Annotated in this window: 19 protein-coding genes; 10 read left to right on the forward strand and 9 right to left on the reverse strand. The window is 35.5% G+C overall.

All coding sequences use genetic code 11. The features are described from left to right. Positions 1–40 precede the first annotated feature (40 nt). Positions 41–1,231 (reverse strand): aromatic amino acid transporter, encoded by a 1,191-nt coding sequence (locus E0Z07_RS06510; RefSeq protein ID WP_016650049.1) that lies wholly within the window; start codon positions 1,229–1,231, stop codon positions 41–43. Positions 1,232–1,775: 544 nt separating this feature from the next. Between E0Z07_RS06510 and E0Z07_RS06515 the strand changes: the two genes are divergently transcribed. The 6 genes from E0Z07_RS06515 to E0Z07_RS06540 all read left to right on the forward strand — a co-directional run bounded on the left by E0Z07_RS06515 (position 1,776) and on the right by E0Z07_RS06540 (position 8,494). Continuing rightward, the gene (locus tag E0Z07_RS06515; protein ID WP_006257630.1) at positions 1,776–2,150 is read left to right on the forward strand and encodes a hypothetical protein; all 375 of its coding nucleotides are present in this window, start codon (positions 1,776–1,778) and stop codon (positions 2,148–2,150) included. Between the two features lie 74 nt (positions 2,151–2,224). Continuing rightward, a complete protein-coding gene (locus tag E0Z07_RS06520) occupies positions 2,225–4,591 on the forward strand; it encodes a TonB-dependent receptor (RefSeq protein ID WP_006262631.1) in 2,367 nt (788 codons plus the stop codon). A 1-nt stretch (position 4,592) separates the two neighbouring features. Further along, positions 4,593–4,955: a hypothetical protein gene (locus E0Z07_RS06525; RefSeq protein WP_006257628.1), complete on the forward strand. Its 363-nt coding sequence runs from the start codon at positions 4,593–4,595 to the stop codon at positions 4,953–4,955. Between the two features lie 65 nt (positions 4,956–5,020). Continuing rightward, on the forward strand, positions 5,021–5,557 hold the full coding sequence (locus tag E0Z07_RS06530; protein ID WP_006257627.1) for a DUF4625 domain-containing protein: 537 nt from the start codon (positions 5,021–5,023) through the stop codon (positions 5,555–5,557). Between the two features lie 132 nt (positions 5,558–5,689). Beyond that, on the forward strand, positions 5,690–7,795 hold the full coding sequence (locus tag E0Z07_RS06535; protein ID WP_006257626.1) for a prolyl oligopeptidase family serine peptidase: 2,106 nt from the start codon (positions 5,690–5,692) through the stop codon (positions 7,793–7,795). A 339-nt stretch (positions 7,796–8,134) separates the two neighbouring features. Next, positions 8,135–8,494 carry a hypothetical protein gene (locus tag E0Z07_RS06540; RefSeq protein ID WP_225581463.1) on the forward strand — a complete coding sequence of 120 codons (360 nt, stop codon included), beginning with the start codon at positions 8,135–8,137 and terminating at the stop codon, positions 8,492–8,494. Positions 8,495–8,688: 194 nt separating this feature from the next. Here E0Z07_RS06540 and E0Z07_RS06545 read toward each other — a convergent pair whose 3' ends face one another. The 8 genes from E0Z07_RS06545 to E0Z07_RS06580 all read right to left on the reverse strand — a co-directional run bounded on the left by E0Z07_RS06545 (position 8,689) and on the right by E0Z07_RS06580 (position 15,157). Beyond that, positions 8,689–9,504: an SDR family oxidoreductase gene (locus E0Z07_RS06545; protein WP_233446016.1), complete on the reverse strand. Its 816-nt coding sequence runs from the start codon at positions 9,502–9,504 to the stop codon at positions 8,689–8,691. Positions 9,505–9,574: 70 nt separating this feature from the next. After that, positions 9,575–10,165: a DUF1684 domain-containing protein gene (locus tag E0Z07_RS06550; RefSeq protein WP_006257623.1), complete on the reverse strand. Its 591-nt coding sequence runs from the start codon at positions 10,163–10,165 to the stop codon at positions 9,575–9,577. Between the two features lie 98 nt (positions 10,166–10,263). After that, positions 10,264–10,737 carry a Dps family protein gene (locus tag E0Z07_RS06555; RefSeq protein WP_006257622.1) on the reverse strand — a complete coding sequence of 158 codons (474 nt, stop codon included), beginning with the start codon at positions 10,735–10,737 and terminating at the stop codon, positions 10,264–10,266. Positions 10,738–10,913: 176 nt separating this feature from the next. Further along, positions 10,914–11,390, reverse strand: a complete 477-nt coding sequence (locus E0Z07_RS06560) for a hypothetical protein (RefSeq protein WP_006257621.1) — start codon at positions 11,388–11,390, stop codon at positions 10,914–10,916. 75 nt (positions 11,391–11,465) lie between these two features. Continuing rightward, positions 11,466–12,185, reverse strand: a complete 720-nt coding sequence (mtgA, locus tag E0Z07_RS06565) for a monofunctional biosynthetic peptidoglycan transglycosylase (protein ID WP_006257620.1) — start codon at positions 12,183–12,185, stop codon at positions 11,466–11,468. A gap of 155 nt (positions 12,186–12,340) precedes the next feature. Then, a complete protein-coding gene (locus E0Z07_RS06570; RefSeq protein WP_006257619.1) occupies positions 12,341–13,057 on the reverse strand; it encodes a 3-ketoacyl-ACP reductase in 717 nt (238 codons plus the stop codon). A 66-nt stretch (positions 13,058–13,123) separates the two neighbouring features. Then, entirely contained in the window at positions 13,124–13,894 is a 771-nt protein-coding gene (locus tag E0Z07_RS06575; protein WP_006257618.1) for a DUF3050 domain-containing protein, read from the reverse strand. A gap of 84 nt (positions 13,895–13,978) precedes the next feature. After that, positions 13,979–15,157, reverse strand: a complete 1,179-nt coding sequence (locus E0Z07_RS06580; RefSeq protein ID WP_006257617.1) for an acyl-CoA dehydrogenase family protein — start codon at positions 15,155–15,157, stop codon at positions 13,979–13,981. Between the two features lie 446 nt (positions 15,158–15,603). On the opposite strand from E0Z07_RS06580, the gene E0Z07_RS06585 reads away from it, so the two are divergent. The 4 genes from E0Z07_RS06585 to E0Z07_RS06600 all read left to right on the forward strand — a co-directional run bounded on the left by E0Z07_RS06585 (position 15,604) and on the right by E0Z07_RS06600 (position 19,862). Further along, the gene (locus tag E0Z07_RS06585) at positions 15,604–16,701 is read left to right on the forward strand and encodes a TlpA family protein disulfide reductase (protein ID WP_006257616.1); all 1,098 of its coding nucleotides are present in this window, start codon (positions 15,604–15,606) and stop codon (positions 16,699–16,701) included. A gap of 107 nt (positions 16,702–16,808) precedes the next feature. After that, complete coding sequence (locus E0Z07_RS06590; protein ID WP_006257614.1) at positions 16,809–17,927, forward strand: TlpA family protein disulfide reductase; 1,119 nt, start codon at positions 16,809–16,811, stop codon at positions 17,925–17,927. A 90-nt stretch (positions 17,928–18,017) separates the two neighbouring features. Then, positions 18,018–19,139 (forward strand): TlpA family protein disulfide reductase, encoded by a 1,122-nt coding sequence (locus E0Z07_RS06595; RefSeq protein ID WP_006257613.1) that lies wholly within the window; start codon positions 18,018–18,020, stop codon positions 19,137–19,139. 96 nt (positions 19,140–19,235) lie between these two features. Further along, complete coding sequence (locus tag E0Z07_RS06600) at positions 19,236–19,862, forward strand: chloramphenicol acetyltransferase (protein WP_006257612.1); 627 nt, start codon at positions 19,236–19,238, stop codon at positions 19,860–19,862.

The following is a 19,862-nucleotide window of genomic DNA, read 5'->3' on the forward strand; positions in this document are numbered from 1 at the left end:
TCTTAACTAACTTTTAGAAAGTTTATAAAACATTTAGGTTTTAGCTTTTGCTAACGACTAATAGTTGTGCAAATACTATTACTAAAGAAAGTATTAATATAAAACCGATAATGAAATATTGTAACAACGAAATTTTGATTTTGTGAAATCTCATTGCCTTTAAATACAGCACCACAGGAATGACTAATGCTAATACAACACCTGCTATCGCCGCATACCCTAATGCCAAGATAAAACCTTCTGGATAGAAGAGTGCAAATAGTAGTGGCGGTATGAATGTACAGATAGCGGCTAGAGGCTTGATTAATTTTTTTGACTTATTTTTAAACAAGTCTTTATAGTAATCTAACAACCCAATACTTACTCCTAAGAAAGAGGTACCTAATGCTGTAGCAGCGAAGAAACTAAATAAAGTCTCAATATAGGTAGAATTAGATAATTCTCTTATGCTAAGTAATAACCCTTTTACCTCAGAGTGTTCTTGCAATATTTGCATAAAGACAGTCTGATCTAAAGTCCCTAATATAACGATCTGCCAAACTAAGTAAATCACTAAGGGTAGTAAGCTTCCTAGTATAAAGGCTCTTTTTAATAGTTTCTTATTCCCCTCTAGATAATCAACAATACTAGGGATACTTCCATGAAAACCAAAAGAGGTGAATATCGCAGGGATAGACATAATCACTAGACCTTGTGATAAGGGCATGTGAAGTAGATTTGCTCCTTCTATCAGAGGAGTCATAACGATCACTAATAGCGCTAAGAAGATAAGCTTACCTGTAAAAAGAATACGAGTAAACCAATCTACCCATCTCGTCCCAATAATCACAATAGTACTGAATATAGCAGAGAAGATAAGCACTGCTAAGCGATCGTCTAGATTAGTGTCTAGTAGAAGGTCTATATTCGTCTTTAGGATGGTACCACCACCAGACATATACGCAGCTGTCAGCCCATAGATTAAGAACATAAGACTTAGCCCGGCTATTCGGTTTACAGTGAATCCTGCATACTTCCTAGTCAAGGTATCAAAGCCATCTTTAGGACTATTAAAATCATAAATACGAACCATCAATAATGCTGTATAACACATCGCAAACCAAATGATAAATAACAGTAATGTAGCCCCTATAAAGCCTACTCCTGCTGATGTGATAGGCATGGCTAACATACCTCCACCGATAGAAGAACCTGCGATGATTAATATACTTCCTAATAGTCTGCTATTCATTATTAATGATTTTTTATGAGAAACAAAGGTAACAAAACACAAACAATAATTTTTGTTCTATACTGAACACATTTGTACAGTGAAGAATAGGATTATAAATAATAACTGTACAGCTATAGTAGGACGAGACAAACCCTAATTGGACTTATCGCATAGTGGTCGCATAGTTATCGGATACTGCTCGCATAAAAAAGGGCTAAAAGTATGCGATCACTATGGAATCAGTATACTAGTGTTACCTTATTATACTATCGAAGGACTGAAGTGGTTTAATATTGATTACAGTGTTTTAGGAAGGAGGTTGTTTTATTGTTGTTAGAATATTTGATTTTAGTTTATGATTCTGATTTAAAATATGTTATGTATTGAGAAAGCTAGAATTGTAAGAAGTATTGTTTTAGAGTAGAAAAATGAATAAATACCTTGTTTATAAAAGAGATTAATCGAATAAGAATTAGAAAGAGGGTGACTCTCAATATGAACTAATTATTAAATATTATCATTCATATTGTCTATTTCTAGCATTCTTGTCTATATTTGCAGTATGCAAGCAAAGAAAAACATATCAAGAATATTGTTGGTGGTAGCCATTATGTTTACCATCGTTTTTCAGTTTATGCATAGTTTTGAACATATTGTTTCTTCAGTAGAGTACGAAAAAGAACACAGTACACATGCTCATTTTAATGAAAGTAGAGGAGATCTATCGGATCAACTTACTTTTAAGGAAGCACATAGTCAGCTAGACAAGTGTTTTGTCTGTGATACTATACTTAACCCTGCTATCACTTCAGATGTATTGTCTGTAGAGTTCATTACTTATGATGTAGCCAGATCAGTTCAGGATATTGTATCACTATCTATTATACCTCTTTCACAGGTATTCTTTTCCCTTAGGGCACCCCCTGTATTAGCATAAATTATTGTTTAAGTCTCTTGCAATCTTTGCAAAGGGATAGATTATTTATGTACAATTAAATTATTAGCGATTAAATGAGAATATCTATTCTTATGCTTTCACTAGTGGCTTCTATTGGTACTTACGCACAACAATATGTTGTAAAGGGTAAGGTATCAGACATATATGGAGAAGCATTAGTAGGGAGTAATATAACTTTTTCGGGATTACAGTCTGGAACTGACCTGAAGGGACAATTTATATCTACACCTGTATCTGCAGGTCAACACCGTTTATTAGTTGAATATCTTGGTTATAAGACTGTTGATACCTTGCTTACAGTGAAGTCTGATATGTATTTAGATTTGCACCTTAAGGAGGACAATACACTGCTAGACCAAGTAGTTGTATCGACACATGGGCTAAAGACGATTGCGAATACTGAGGTAGTTAGTAATAAGCAACTAGTAGAGAGTTTTTCAGGCTCATTTGCTAAAACCTTGACATCAGTACCAGGGGTTAATGCTATGGAGATAGGGGCAGGAGCTTCTAAACCTATTATTCGAGGACTTGGATTTAACCGTGTAGCTGTCGCTGAGAATGGGGCCAAACAAGAAGGTCAACAGTGGGGAGCAGACCATGGATTAGAGATAGATGCCTTCAGTACTGAAGAAGTAGAAGTGATAAAGGGTGTAGGTACTATTGAGTATGGGAGTGATGCAATCGGAGGTGTGATCAAGATTAATAATGAGAAGGTACCAGAAGTACACTCATTTAGTGGCAGTGCTACTATGTTTGGCAAGACAGTTAACGATTCGTATGGTGCTTCTGTACAGGTAAAGGGAAGAGATGAGAAGTTCTTCTATAAGTTTAAAGCAACAGGTCAAGATGCTGGTGACTATCGTGTACCTGTGTCTGAGATAAACTATTTAAACACTGTGATTCCTATCTATGGCAATAGAATGAAGAATACTGCTTCTAAGAACTTTGCACTATATGGACAAATAGGATATGTGGATAATAACTTTAAAAATATCCTGAGCATTAGTAATGTTTATGACAAGAGTGGATTCTTTCCAGGATCTCACGGATTGCCTAATGTGGCATCTGTAGCAGATGACGGGAATCACCGCAATATAGAATACCCACGTCAGAACGTCAATCACTTTAAGGTAGTGAATACAACTACATGGGATAGTTCATTACAAGATAAGTGGACTTTTATGGTCGCTTATCAAAATAATAGAAGACAAGAGCACAGCTTGTTTCACTCTCACTTTGATGATCAAACACCACCAAGTTCTAACCCTAATCTAGAGTTACAGTTTGTATTAAATACAGTAGATGCTTCTGTGAAGTATGAACATCTATTTAATAACAACCATAAGTTGACATTAGGAGTACAACAGAATTTTCAGAATAATACCATTGACGGATACGGATTCTTATTACCCAAGTTTAATAGACAGAGTACAGGTGTATTCGGGATGTATGAGTATTTCGTGAATGATAAATTGACTTTAGAAGGAGGAGCACGCTTTGACTATGCAAGTGTACATGTTAAGCCGTTTTATGATCAATTCTTATTTGACTATTTAAAAGAACAGGGCTATGCAGATCAGCTAGCTAATAAATATGCACAGAGAAGTACGACTACAGATAGAGACTTCAATAGTGTGAATGGAATGGTAGGTGCAAAGTATACGCTAAACGACAACTTTAATTTTGGAGCTACCGTGGGTACTAACTTTAGATTCCCCACTGCTATTGAGTTAGCATCTAATGGTGTTCACCACGGAGCTTTTAGACATGAGAAAGGGAATCCTGATCTTGATCCAGAGAAGGGGATTGCATTAGACTTTAGAGCAGAGTTTAAGACTCCTACGTTTAATACGACGTTTAGCCCTTATTTATATTATTTTTCTAATTATATCTACCTAAAGCCATCAGGTAAGTTCTCTATACTACCAGATAGTGGGCAGATTTATGAATATACCCAGTCAGAAGCTATCATTAGCGGTTTTGAATGGAAAGTAGAGAAACGTTTTTTTGATCGTCTAAATATATCAGCAGTACTTGAGTATATCTATAATCAGCAAGTGTCTAATGGGCAGAACGGAGCTTATCCATTGCCATTCACTCCTCCGATGAATGTATTCGGAGAGGTTAGATATAGCTTTAGAGATACGGATCTGTTTAAAGAGTCAGAAGTGTACTTTAACGGGAAGTGGTATGCTGAGCAAGAACGTATTGCACAGGGAGAAGAAGTGACACCTAGTAGTCAGAGCTTCGGTGCTGGAGTGTCTTCTACAGTACAGTTTGGTAAGTTTAAGGCGCGTACTACACTGTCTATCTCAAATATGTTCGATACGAAGATATTAAATCATACGAGCTTCTACAGACCATTAGGTATACCTGAGTTAGGACGTTCAATACAATTGATGATACAAGTACCATTCTGATATGACAGATAAGAACATACGTGCTATAGTATGTTCGCTATGGTGTACTTTATTCTTAGTACCTATACTGAACAATACTCTTCACTATGTCATCATTGATCATCACTTTGGGCAGAAGTCAGCTAAATTAGAATATGTAGATAGTAATACGATTCACTACTGTGAGCAGTATATATGTAAGCTCTCACCTGCTATAGAACACATAGTCTCCACACTAGTGTTATGGGTCGAGAGAGTACACGATGAATTAGTAATCGAGGTAGTAGTCAGCTATAAAGAGTGTCTGTTTCCTTTTTATTGGTTAAGAGGACCACCTGCAGAAGAGTTAACTCATTTTGCACTAGGTAAGAACAAAGACATTTAACTCATTCTCCAGATTGTGCTAGGCTAAGTATAAAGTCACAATCTGGATTTTTAAACATTAAAAAAATGAAACAATTAAAATATATAGCAAGCGTAACTTTATTAAGTAGTATATTATTTACATCATGTCTGAAGAGTGATTCAGATGTAGATACTCAAAAACCTGTGATCGTGTTAAACGCACCAGAAGAAGGAGCTAAATTAGAAGCAGGAGAGACTATCCACTTTGATATGGATGTATCAGATAATATCGCCTTAGGGTCTTATGATATTGACATTCACTCAGCTGAGGGGCATACGCATACACACAGTGTATCTGTACGACATGCTGACCACGATCATGACCATGATCACGATGATGAAGAGAACGCACACCGCAAATCGTTTAAATATAAAAATAGCTGGGATGATATCTATGGACAGCGAAATGCACATATACATCACCACGAAATCTTAATAGACAAAGAGGCAAAGAGAGGTGAATACCACTTTGTAGTAAAAGTATTAGATAAGGCAGGTAACCAAGCTATGGAATTTAGAACTGTGAATATTGTAAACCCAGGAGAGGGAGATCATGATCACGACCATGAACACAAGCATTAATAATAGGAAATAATGTTAATATATAGAGAGTAAGGAGGATTCTCCTTGCTCTTTATATATTTATGGATATATTTACTAACTTATTATTTAAGAAAACAATAACTAACTTAAACATTTATGAGAAAAACACTTATGACTTTACTAGTTGCTACAATCATAGTTTCTTGTAAGCAAGGAGCTACGGAAGAAGCAAATGTAGAACTAAAGTACCCAGACACGAAAAAAGGTGAGGTAGTAGATACTTACTTCGGTGTAGAAGTAGCTGACCCATATAGATGGTTAGAAGATGATAGATCAGAAGAAACTGCTGCTTGGGTAAAAGCAGAGAACCAAGTTACTTTTGATTATTTAGCTCAGATTCCTTTTAGAGATGACCTAAAGAAACAAATGGAAGAGGCATGGAACTACGAGAAGATCGGTGCTCCATTTAAAGAAGGTAAATACACTTATTTCTTTAAAAATGACGGGTTACAGAATCAGTCTATTTTATACCGCAAAGATGAAGCTGGTAAAGAAGAAGTATTCTTAGATCCTAACACATTCTCTAAAGATGGTACTACATCATTAGGAAGTATTGATTTCTCTGAGGATGGTTCTAAAGTAGCTTACGCTATCTCTGAAGGTGGAAGTGACTGGAGAAAGATTATCGTTCTAGATGCAGAAACAAAACAAGTGATAGGTGATACATTAGTAGATGTGAAGTTTAGTGGTGTTTCTTGGTTTGGTAATGAAGGGTTCTATTACTCTAGTTATGATAAACCAACAGGTAGTGAATTATCTGCGAAGACAGATCAACATAAATTATATTACCACAAATTAGGTACAGCTCAGAAAGAGGATGCTCTAATCTTCGGAAAAGATCAGAAGAGACGTTACGTAGGTGGAGGAGTGACTAGTGATAATAAATATTTAATTATTACAGCTGCTAATTCTACTTATGGAAACGAGCTTTATGTGAAAGATCTAACTGTAGCGAATAGTCCTATTGTTACTGTAGTAAATAACTTCGATAGCAGTAATGGAGTATTAGATAGTAAAGATGGTAAATTATATATCGTAACAGATTATAAAGCACCTAACACAAGAGTAGTAACTGTAGATGCTAAGAACCCAGGACAAGCGAATTGGGTTGACTTTATCGCAGAAACGAAGAATGTATTGACACCTTCAACAGGAGCTGGATATATCTTCGCTAACTACCTAAAAGATGCTGTAGCGTATGTAGAGCAGTATGACTATACAGGTAAAAAAGTGAGAGTAGTAGAATTACCAGGAGTTGGAACTGTTGGTGGTTTTGGTGGTAAAAAATCAGACACTACATTGTACTATTCTTTCACGAACTATATCACTGCAGGAAGTATCTATGCTTTCAATCCAGTAGATGGTACGTCTAAAGTATATGAGCAACCTAAAGTGAAGTTTGACTCTTCTCAATATGAGTCTAAACAAGTATTCTATACTTCTAAAGACGGAACTAAAGTACCGATGATCATTACACATAAAAAAGGTCTTAAGTTAGATGGTAAGAATCCTACTATGCTATATGCTTACGGAGGGTTTAATATTAGCTTGACTCCTTCATTTAGCATTGCTAATGCTATTTGGTTAGAGAATGGTGGTGTATATGCTGTACCAAACCTTAGAGGTGGTGGAGAGTATGGTAAAGAGTGGCACGTAGCAGGTACTCAATTACAAAAACAAAATGTATTTGATGACTTTATCGCTGCAGGTCAGTACTTAATTGACAATAAATATACTTCATCTGATTTCTTAGCTATTAAAGGTGGATCTAATGGAGGGTTATTAGTAGGAGCTACTATGACTCAACGTCCTGATCTTATGAAAGTAGCTTTACCAGCAGTAGGAGTATTAGATATGTTGCGTTACCACACATTCACAGCAGGTGCAGGATGGGCGTATGACTATGGTACTTCAGAAGATAGCAAAGAGATGTTCGAGTACTTAAAAGGATATTCTCCTCTACACAATGTGAAAGCTGTAGCATACCCTGCTACAATGGTAACTACTGGAGACCATGATGATAGAGTAGTACCAGCGCACAGCTTTAAGTTTGCAGCTGAGTTACAAGCTAAAAATACAGGTAATAACCCTATGTTAATTCGTATTGAAACGAATGCAGGACATGGTGCTGGTAAATCTATTGCTCAACAAATACAAGAGCACGTAGACTTACAAGCATTTACATTATACAATATGGGTATCAAGAAACTGAAATAGGAAACAACAGTTTTTAAATCCAATAAAGGCGAGTCAATATTTTGACTCGCCTTTTGTTTTTTTAAGAGACCTATTTTTATTCGTTTAGTTATAGTTCAGTCCAGTATGTTATTGATTCAGTTTCTCTATTAGATTAATAATGATTCTAGAAAATATAGATGTCACTAGTATCACAATATCAGATGCATACCTATAATTTATATTGCTCTCACTTTACCAATTTTGCTTTCTTAAGATTAAAAGTGAAATAGAAATTCTCAATTTGTAACAAACAAGACATATCTTGACATATATTTTAGACTTTTAAAATGTATGTTTGTGGAAATTATAAACAAAAACATGAAAAAATTATTAGCTATATTTATAGTATTAATGTGTGTTATGAGTTTTAATTCTTGTTCAAAAGACGAAGAGTTGAACCCTATTAGTACTTACAGATTAAAAGTAACAACAAATCCTAAAGAGACATATTTAATATTAACTTATGAAGGTGTGGGAGGTAATAATAGATATGAAATAGAAGGTAATAGTGAAATAGAAATTAAACAAAGAAAACACCACTCTACACAAATAAAGGTTTTAGTTTCCAATAATCCTGATAACAAAGTTAAATCACCATATATAAAATTAGAGTTATTTAAAGGAAAGAAATTAATAGCTTCGAAAGAAGGTTCTTATTTTGTTCAATTATCTCATTAATTTTTTTCTTGTTTTTTACAAAGTCTATATAAGTACTTTCACTTTAAAGAAATAAAAGTGCAAAAAAGTCTTTGGACTGACTTTAAAAAGTTGGACAAATTGATGCAACTTTTTCAATACAAGTGAATGAGACTTACAAGCATTTACACTATACAATATGGGTATCAAGAAACAGAAATAGGAAACAACAGTTTTTAAATAAAATAGAGGCGAGTCAATATTTTGACTCGCCTTTTTAATTTATCGCCTTTTTCTTTATGATGTTTTATCTTTGGAAAGCCTCCATCTACACTTAGCTCTGTACCTACTATGTATGAAGCGGCATCAGAAGCTAAGAACATGACTGCTTCTGCTACTTCAGACGCTTGACCGAAGCGCTGTATAGGCACCTGTGGTGCAAAGGAAGTCGTGAAAGATTCGACCTGTTCTTTGGATAAGTTTGATCGGTCGAAGTAATTCGTTTGGATAGGACCAGGAGATATAGCATTAACGCGTATTCCTCTACTGATTAATTCAGAGGCAAAGGTCTTAGTGAACGATTGTACAGCTGCCTTAGCAGCAGAATAGACACTAGAGTTTTGCATCCCTACTTCTGTGACAATAGAAGTGTTTAGCACAATAGCGCTATCACTAGACATAAGAGGTAAGACCTGCTGTACAGTGAATAGAGTCCCCTTAACGATAGTATTGAACATCTCTTCATAGTGCGTCTCGTCTATTAGTTCTAGTGGAGCATATTTGCCAAAACCAGCATTGACAAACACAATGTCTAAACGAGTAGTATAGTGTCGTAACTGTTCACCTAGACGCATAAGGTCTACCATATTACCTGCGTCAGAGACGATACCTATAGCCTGATGACCTAGTTCTGCTACTGTACTGTCGATAGTATGTTTATTTCTACCTGTGATGATGACCTGTGCACCGTGTTGGATAAATAGGAGTGCCGTTGCTTTACCGATACCACTAGTTCCACCAGTGATAAGCGCTATTTTACCTTTTAGTTTCATTTTACTGTATTTAGAAACCCAAAAGTATATTGACTCTTACTCACTCACAATCCGTTTCTTGCTACTCTGCTTATTCGTATTTATAATTTTTTACACCAGCATTTATTTCTACTTCTATGAAGTTTTGTTCAGGTGGTATAGGGCATGAGTACTTAGGGTTATACACACAGAATGGATTATAAGCCTGATTAAAGTTTAGAGTGATAAGGTCTCCTTCTGGTATCTCTAAATCTATATATCTACCTCCACCATAAGTAGTCACCCCAGAAGTAAGATCTGTAAAGGGTAAGAATAGATGATTAGCATAGTCTTCTTTCTTTAGGATATCTAGATCCTGAAAGACATCTACTTTATGTTCTTTTTTATCTAATGTAAAGTGTAGTTCTCCGTATTTGACATAATTCAGCTTATTCGAAGTCGTTGTAGGCATCGTAAAAGGCTTTTCGTCTGGTGTGCGAACTAGTTTAGCTTCTACAACATAATCTTCTGTTATAGGGAAGAAATCAAGTCCTTTAAACTTCTTTAGGGCATCCTTAGGTAATGGAGATGTTTTAGAGTCGCTAAACTCTTTGTTGAGTTCTTTTTGGAATACCTCTGCTCTTTCTATATCTGTTTTAGGTTGAGAACACGATACTAGTAGGGATAATACTGCTCCCAACATAAATAGCTTTTTCATATTGGTTATTGTTGTTTGAGGTAAAAGTAACAAAAAAGGTTTGCCCAAAAAAGGCAAACCTTGATATAATGTTGTTTCACTGATTATCCTAAGTGAGAACGTAGCATCCAAGCTGTTTTCTCATGCGCTTCCATTAAGCCGATTAAGAAGTCAGCAGTACTCTTATCATTAGACTCTTCAATAGCATCTATATTCTGTCTGATGAATGATACGATTACCTCATAGTCTATTAATAACTCAGCTATCCAAGACTTACTATCTGTATCTGTAGTTTTTCTCTCTTCTGTTAAGTGAGTTAGTTTTAAGTAATCTTTTAAAGAAGAAGGAGCATAGTGTCCTAGAGTTTTAATACGTTCTGCTACAGCATCTACATTCACTGCTAGTTCTGTATATAGTTCTTCGAAGTATACGTGTTTAGAATGGAAGTCTACCCCCGTTACGTTATAATGAGCATTTCTCGCTTTAGTGTAAAGGATAAACTCATCTGCTAATAATTTAGATAGTACTTCTGCATTGAATTGACGTGCGTTGTCTGTAAGACCGATATTTGTTTTCATAGTGTTTTGATTTTTTATTACTATGTAAATGTACGAAATATATTAGGCAATGTCATTGATACGTAATTGTTTATATTTATGAAGATATTAAAAATATCTATAAAATTTATAGTATCCTTATAAGAGTAAACAAAAAAAGGAGCTCGTCATGAGCTCCTTTCCGTATTCTATAAATACTATTTTTTTAGTTTGTCAGCTGCGTCTTTCATCGCACCTTTTACTTCATCAGCTTTCTTTTCAGTAGCTTCTTTCACTTCTTCTACTTTTTTCTCAGTAGCGTCTTTTACTTCTTCTACTTTTTCTTCAGTAGCATCTTTAGCGTTTTCTACTGCATCACCAGCTTTTTTGCTTACTTCTTCGAATTTAGCTTTAGCATCATCCCAAGTTTTTTGTGCAGCTTCTAAAGCTTTGTTAGCTTCTTCTTGAGCTTTTTTGTCTCCTTTTTTAACAGCTTCTTCTACTGCTTTCTTAGCATCAGCTAATTTTGTTTCAGCTTCAGTTTTAGCTTTTTCAAATTCTGATACAGCAGCTGATTCTTCTGTTGTAGCTTCTGTGTTTTCTACAGCTGGAGTTGTTTCTTCAGCTTTTGTGTCTTTACATGAAGTAGCGAATAATAATCCAACTACTGCGAATGATAACAATACTTTTTTCATAGGAATTTATTTTAGTTCCTAACAAAGTTATAAAAAAACTATGTTAATACTGTAATTTAAATAGTTAAAATAGGATTACTTCTTTTTATTCTCTGTTTTATTAGCTCCTTTCTTATTAAAATCGAGAGGACCGAAGTTGTTCACATAACGTGTGATTGTATTCTTTCTTTTCGCGATATATGGTCCAGAGTTATTGGCTTTATATCGTCTCGGACTCGGTAGGATGACCGCAATACCTGCTGCTTGATTAGCAGTTAAGCTCTTTGCATCTTTATTATACCAATGCTTTGCCGCAGCCTGTGCTCCATAGACACCATCACCCATCTCTATACTATTTAGATAGACTTCTAGGATTCTCTCCTTAGGCCATAAGAACTCTATCAGTACAGTGAAGTACGCTTCAAAGCCTTTGCGGATATAACTACGCCCTGGCCATAAGAACACATTCTTAGCAGTCTGTTGTGAGATGGTGCTACCGCCTTTGATCTTTTTGCCTTTTTCATTGTTCTTCATTGCTTTCTCTATGGCTTTAAAATCAAAACCATTATGCGTCAAGAAGTGTCCATCCTCACTAGCGATCACTGCCTTCTGTAGATTGACATTGATGTCGTCTAGAGGTACCCATTTATGTTGTAGTGTCATTGGTTTGCCGTCTTTGACCTGTTCATACAGTCTGATAAACATCAGTGGGGTATAAGGTACAGGGACAAAACGAAAGACTAGTACTGAGAAAATACTCAGTCCAAAAAAGAGAAGTGCTAGCTTTAAAAAGAAGCGTATTATTTTTCGTATCATGACGAAATAATGTATATAAATCGGCGCAAAAGTAAATAAAAAAACGGTTGCTAAATAAAAAATTAATACAATAAAAAACTCGCCAAAATAGCGAGTTTAGGTTGTAATCATAATAAGTAATAAGAAAGAATAGGAGTCAAACCTCTCCTTCTAATTTATTGAGGATTAGTTGTCCACAGCGATGCTGTTTTAACCATGGCTCTTCTTGGTAATCTCAATGTAGCTACGATAAGCTCTGCGAAGTCCTCTGGCTGTAAGATATGATCAGGGTTACCATCTGTAAGCCCTAATTCTATAGACATATCTGATGCGATAGTACTTGGCGTTAGCGTACATACTCTAATGTTGTTTTTACGCACTTCCTTCATTAGTGATTCAGACATCCCGATCACTGCAAATTTAGACGCAGAGTATGCAGACGTAGTTGCATTTCCGTTAAGACCAGCTGTAGAAGCTACGTTGAAGATATCTCCTTCATTCTGATCTATTAAGTGAGGTAGTACTTCTCTAGTCACATTATACACTCCCATCACGTTAGTAAGTAAGATCTCTTCCCAACGCTCAGCAGACATATCTGTGAATTTTCCGAATTCTGATATACCAGCATTGTTCACTAATATATCTACTCCTCCTAATGTTTCTATTAATTTAGCTATTTCAGCTTTTACTTTTGCTTTATCAGTCACATCGAATACGGCATAAGTAGCTTTCACTCCTAATGCTTCTAACTCTGTAACAGTAGCTTGTAATGTTTTCTCGTTTCTACCAGTAATAGCAACGTTTATCCCTTCTTGAGCGAAAGCAATAGCAGTAGCTTTACCTAATCCTCTTCCACCTCCGGTGATAATTGCGTTTTTACCTTTCAATTTCATGTTTTTAATGCTTTTGTGTAAATATATGTAAATTAATGAGAAATTAGTGTTTTGTAAACGTTAAACTTACTTGGTTTTTATAAATTTTTCGATAGAATTCCACAAGTTATAACGTTTTATTAGTGCCTGTTTAGAGATTGCGATGACATCTTGCCATTTCTGTTGATCATCTCCACATAGCTCAGAGATCATCTTCATCGCCATCGGACCATGCTCATCTCCATCTAGTTCGATATGACGTTCGAAGTAATACACTAGCTTTGTCAAGTCTGTCTCAGGGAAGTTTTGTTGAAAACCTTTTAAGATTTCGGTAAACATATCTGGTATCAAATCTTCGCGACCAAATGTGAAGGCTGCTGCGATCTCATGTGCTTTACCTCCTTCGATAGTCTTGAATGTAAAGTTTAAAAACTCTTTTACCCCTTCATCTAAGTCTGTCTGTGCTATCGCTTCGAAGATAGGTGTACCAGACTTAAGAGTGCGGATAAGTGCTTCGATAGCAGTAGTATCTGCTTTAGCCGTTATCATCGCATCTAAGTACATCTCGAAGTGGCTCAGACGCTGTCCATCATAGGCTAGGTCTGACTCTTCTGCTAGTACAATCTCGTTGATCAAATAGCGTGTCTGTGGAAACTCTGAGGCAAACCAAGGAGTCGTAGTACAAGTCAATTGTTGTTGTAACGCTTTAAGCAATGACATAAAATCCCATACCGCATATACATGCCCTTCCATAAATGTACATAAGTGAGGGATAGTCTTTATTTTATTATAAAGAGGGTGTTGAAGTAACGCATTTCTTTCTTCAGCTATCTGTGCATTGATTTCTTGAATAGTCATATCTTCTAAAATTTAGTACAAAAGTAAAAAAGCTTCACCGAAAGGCGAAGCTCTTTGTATAAAGTTTATCTATAAAGATATTTATTACTTAAATGCAGGGAATCCTGTCACATCCATACCTGTTATTAACAAGTGGATATCATGTGTCCCCTCATAGGTCACTACAGATTCTAAGTTCATCATGTGGCGCATGATAGAGTATTCTCCTGTGATACCCATACCTCCCAACATCTGACGCGCATCACGTGCGATGTCTAATGCCATAGCCACATTGTTTCGTTTAGCCATAGAGATCTGTGCAGAAGTAGCTCTTCCTTCGTCTCTCAGTACGCCTAATCTCCAAGTTAACAACTGTGCTTTAGTGATCTCTGTGATCATCTCTGCTAATTTCTTTTGTTGTAACTGAGTCGCACCGATAGGTTTGTCGAACTGTATGCGCTCTTTCGAGTAGCGAAGTGCTGTGTCATAGCAGTCCATAGCAGCTCCGATAGCTCCCCATGCGATACCATATCTAGCAGAATCTAGACAGCCTAGAGGCGCTCCTAATCCTGATTTGTTTGGCAATAAGTTAGCTTTAGGTACTTTGACATTATCGAATATTAACTCCCCTGTAGCCGAAGCTCTCAGTGACCACTTATTATGTGTCTCTGGAGTAGTGAAGCCTTCCATACCACGCTCTACGATCAGCCCGTGTATACGCCCTTCTTCATTCTTAGCCCATACTACAGCGATGTCTGCGAATGGAGCATTAGAGATCCACATTTTAGCCCCATTTAGCAGGTAGTGGTCTCCCATATCTTTAAAGTTAGTCAGCATCCCACCTGGGTTAGAACCGTGATCTGGCTCTGTTAATCCAAAGCATCCGATATACTCTCCCGTCGCTAACTTAGGTAGGTACTTCATGCGTTGCTCCTCATTACCATACTTCCAGATAGGGTACATCACTAGTGAAGACTGTACTGATGAGGTAGAACGAATACCAGAATCTCCTCTCTCGATCTCCTGCATGATTAGTCCATACGAAATTTGGTCTAATCCTGCTCCTCCATATTCTGTAGGGATATAAGGACCGAATCCACCTATCTCGGCTAACCCTGGTATTAATTGTTTTGGAAATTCTGCACGTTGAGCGAAGTCTTCTATAATAGGAGAAACTTCTTTCTTCACCCATGCTCTCGCTGTATCTCTAATTAACTTGTGTTCATTACTTAACAAGTCGTCTAATAAGTAATAATCAGGTGCCTGAAATAAATCTGGTCTCATATATCAATATCGTTTTTTGTGGTTGTATAACAAAAATAGACATTATTTCGAATTGACCAATTTTTACCTCTAAAAGAGAATATAAAAATTCAAATACACGTCGTTTTTATACAAATAATGCTTTATTTCTATCTTAATCTATAGTAGATGGTTCGGGTACAACCTGAATACAGTTCGGTAAACTACCTCTTATCCCAAGTAAATACTGGGTGTTACCGAATAGCTTCCGAATAAAAATAAATGGAATAAGCTTAAAGTTTTGAATCACAGATGTCTATGTGCAATAAGAAAGTGCATATCTGTGCAAAAAGAGCTAATGAGGTCATTATCTCCATAAGGGGGCAGGGATATTTGAAATCATAAAGAGGGAGAAGGTTATTCTTTGAATAATATTGTTCTGTATAAGTTGAATTACCTATCTTGTAGAGATTAAATAGTAAGCTATGATGAATAAAGTAATGATATTAATCGCATTATTCTTCTCTATAGGAATAATGGCTCAAGATAAACTACACGTAACAGGTAAGATTACGGGGATAGATAATAAGACTAAACTTAGTATCTCAGGAGGAGAGAAAGAAAAAGAGTTCTATCTAAAGGATGGTGTGATAGATGTAGAGGTTGATCTAAAAGAAGCACCTGCTTCTGTATCTATAACTGTGTATTATGACAATGATATCAAGTACACTTATTTTTTTTTAGGTAACGAATCTGTGACTATCGATGCTTCTATTGATGATTTTCCTAATGAGGTAGTTGCTAAAAACTCGAAGTATGATGGATTAAGATATGAGAATTATGTATTGACTAAAGATCTTGAGAAGAAGCGCAATGATATTAACAAGGTCATAGAAAAAGAGATAAAGGAAGGGGCTAAGCCTGATAGCATATTTATAAAATATAAAGCGGAACTAGAAACTATTAGAAAAGAGGTGGCTGTGCGCCAGTACGAGTTTCTGAAAAAGCACATTAATACTGATTATGGTAGACATTTAATTAGGTTTTATGTAGATCAATTTACTGAAGAACAGTTTAAGACTTTGTATAGCTTAGTGGATCCTATAAATATGGATAGAAGTGAGATTAGGTTTTTAAAGGCTTTATGTGATTCTAAACAGTTAGAAGTAGGAGATATATATTATGACTTTACCGCATTAGATTTGAAAAATAAGGAAGTTAGGTTCAGTGACTATTATAATGGTAAGTATGTCCTATTAGATTTCTCTAATGTTCACTGTTGGTTTTGTGGCAAGGCAGCTCCCAAGACCGCTTTGATAGCAGAAGAGTTAAAGGATAAAGTAATGTATGTGACTTATCACACAGGTGATAATCTGAAAGAAGCTGAAGAGTATTATGAGTTAAAAGGAAAGAAAGGAAACATAATTTGGAATAAAGAAGGTTATCTCCATCCTGCTATGGCTATGTACCGAAATATGATGACACCTACTTATCTTTTGTTTAACCCAGAAGGGAAGTTGGTAAAAGAAGTTAATGGGGCTAATACAGACCTAAAGACAATTATATTAGAAGAGATAGAGAAGTAAGATTAATCTTATTGTGTAGAATTTGTGATTATTGACATCTTAAGACAGTAATAATAAAAAAGAGACAGTAGTATCTATCTGTATTTACCAACCTAATTATTTAAACAATGACTAATAAACTAATGATGTTAATCGCATTATTCTTTTCTATAGGAATAATGGCGCAAGACAAACTACACATAACAGGTAAGATTACAGGAATACCTAATGAAGCTAAGCTTACATTAGAAAATAATTTTAAGAAGGTTGTCTTTCAATTAAAAGATGGAGTACTAGATGTAGAAATGGAGTTGACAGTTGTACCTACATTAGTCTTTATGATGGTAGAACACGAAGGTAAACAGAAGTATACTACTTTTTTTGTAGGTAATGAAGCTATTGTACTTAACGGCTCTATAGAGGATTTTCCTAATAATATAAAAGCAGAGAATTCTAAATATGATGAGCTAAGATATCAAGAGCATTTATTGACAAAAGAGTTAAATGATAAGATAGAGATCCTAAGTGCTGAAGCTCGTACTATGATAGAAGAGGGAGCTATCCGTGACAGCGTGTATAAAATGTATATGAATAATGTAGAACCTCTAGGAAAGATAACGAAAATCATAAGGGAGATAGAGCAGAAGTCGGCTGACTTTATAAAGGATAATATCAATACAGATTATGGGCGTTATTCATTGAGGTATTGTTTGAGTCAGTTTACTCCTGAAGAGATTAGAGAGATAGCACCTTTAATAGATCCGAAGTATAAGAATACTGAAGAAGTTCGATTTGTCTACTCTATAGCAGATAGTAATACACTAGAAGAAGGAGATAAGTATTATGATTTTATAGCTAAAGATATCAATCAAAAGCAAGTGAGATTTAGCGATTACTTTAAGGGTAAATACGTGTTGTTAGACTTTTCTACATTGCATTGTGGATATTGTCAAGAGGCAGCTCCTAAAACAGCTCAAATAGCAGAAGAGTTAAAAGATCAGTTAACATACGTTACCTATTATGTAGACCATGATATAGAAGGCCTTCATGATTATTACAAATTAAAGAAGGATAGAGGGAACTTAATTTGGAATAATGGAGGACGTTTAGAGCCTAATCTCGGTATGTATAGACAGAATGGGACACCACATTATATGCTCTTTGACACTAAAGGAAAGTTAGTAAAAGATTTCTTAGGAATGCAAGGAGAGGATTTTGAAGAGCAGTTGAGAGCGTTGATGAAATAAGAGCGTATCTATATTTATTTGAATGTTGATATTTAGTTGTATTTTAATTAGTTATATTGCTGTTACTTAGCTCTAATTAATTTGTGAATTATGAAATATAAGATATTCTATATGCTTTTAATGCTGTGTTCTATAGGAGTATTAGGACAGGAGAAGCTACATATAACAGGAAAACTGGAAGGAATAAGCAATGAGGTAAAGATGAAGTTATCTAGTGGTGGACAAGAACAAGAGTTTAGTCTAATGAATGGTAAGGTAGATGTATCTATGGTACTAGAAGATGTTCCTAATTATGTGAGATTAGATGCTTATGTAGGAAAAGAGACAAAGAGTACCTTCTTCTTTTTAGGAAATGAGTCTGTAACTATTCATGGCTCTATAAATGATTTTTCGGGTAATCTTAGAGCGATAAATTCTGTGAATGACAGTCTGAGATATGAAAATATGTTAGTTAATAAGCAGTTAGTAGAAGAACGAAGTGTTTATATCAAAGAGTATTATCGTCTTCTAGAAGAAGGGAAAGATAAGGATAGTGTAGCGAAGGTGTATCTAAGTGATGAAGAACCTCTAGGTAAGATTAAGAAGTTGTCAAATCTTATTAACAAACAAAATAATGCTTTTATAAAAAAGAATATTAATACAGCTTATGCTCGATACCTACTACAATACCAGGCTAGAGATTATTCATCTGATTATTTAAACGAGCTATATGCTCTTATAGACCCTAAGTATTATGATACTAAAGAAGTACAGATGCTTAAGATATTTATAGATCATAAGCCTCTGGAAGTTGGGGCTAAGTATTATGATTTTTATGCTGAAGATATGCAAACTAAGCAAGTAAAGCTTAGTGATTACTTTAAGGGGAAGTATGTATTGTTAGATTTTTCGACTTACCACTGTGGTTATTGTGAAAAGGCAGCTCCTAAGACAGCTCAGATAGCTGATAACTTGAAGGATAAGCTTGTACATATCACATATTACGCAGGACATGATCAGAAAGATAAGTTTAAATATTACTCAGAATTTAAAGGTAATAAGGGTATTTTATTAAGTAATAAAGAGGGGAGACTAAGTCCTGTTCTAGCAATGTATAGAAATAATAGTACACCTGATTATTGGTTGTTTAATTTGGATGGAAAACTAGTGATGAGATTTGAAGGAATGCAAGGAGAGGATTTTGAAGAGCAGTTAAGAGCGTTGATGAAATAGGAGTAAACGAAGGTGTATACGTTAGTCTAGGACAAAAGTCTTTTACCATCAAGAAGATTACGTATATTTTCGCTGTGAATAAAACAACACAACAAAATGAGAACTAAGATTGATACCACTCAATGGGAGAGAGGGGAGCAATATGCTTTTTTTAAACAGTTTACAGAACCTTTTTTTGGTATTACAGTACAAGTAGATTGTACTACGGTGTATAATAGAGCTAAAGCGAATGAGGATTCTTTCTTCCTTACTTATCTATATGATGCACTTAGAGCAGCTAATGAGGTAGAGGCGTTTAGATATAGAATAGTGGATAACGAGGTATATCTGTATGATGAGGTGCACGCATCACCTACCATCAATAGACCTAATGGAACTTTTGGGTTTGCCTATATGAATTATTATGCTGATAAACAGACTTTCTTCGCAGAGGCAAAAAGTGAAATAGAGAGTGTACAGCAGTCAACTTCATTATTACCTGCGTCGAATAGTGAGAATGTATTACATATCTCAGCTTTGCCATGGCTAGACTTTACGAGTATGAGTCATGCACGTAATTTTGACTTCCCAGATAGTTGTCCTAAGATTTCTTTTGGGAAAGTAATGGAGGAGAATGGTCGTAAGCGCATGGCAGTATCTATACATGGACACCATGCACTGATGGATGGATATCACGTTAGTCAATTCGTAGAACGCTTTCAAGAATTATTAAACGAGCAATAG

The sequence above is a fragment of the Myroides odoratimimus genome, from assembly GCF_004337635.1.
GTDB classification, from domain to species: Bacteria; Bacteroidota; Bacteroidia; order Flavobacteriales; family Flavobacteriaceae; genus Flavobacterium; species Flavobacterium odoratimimum.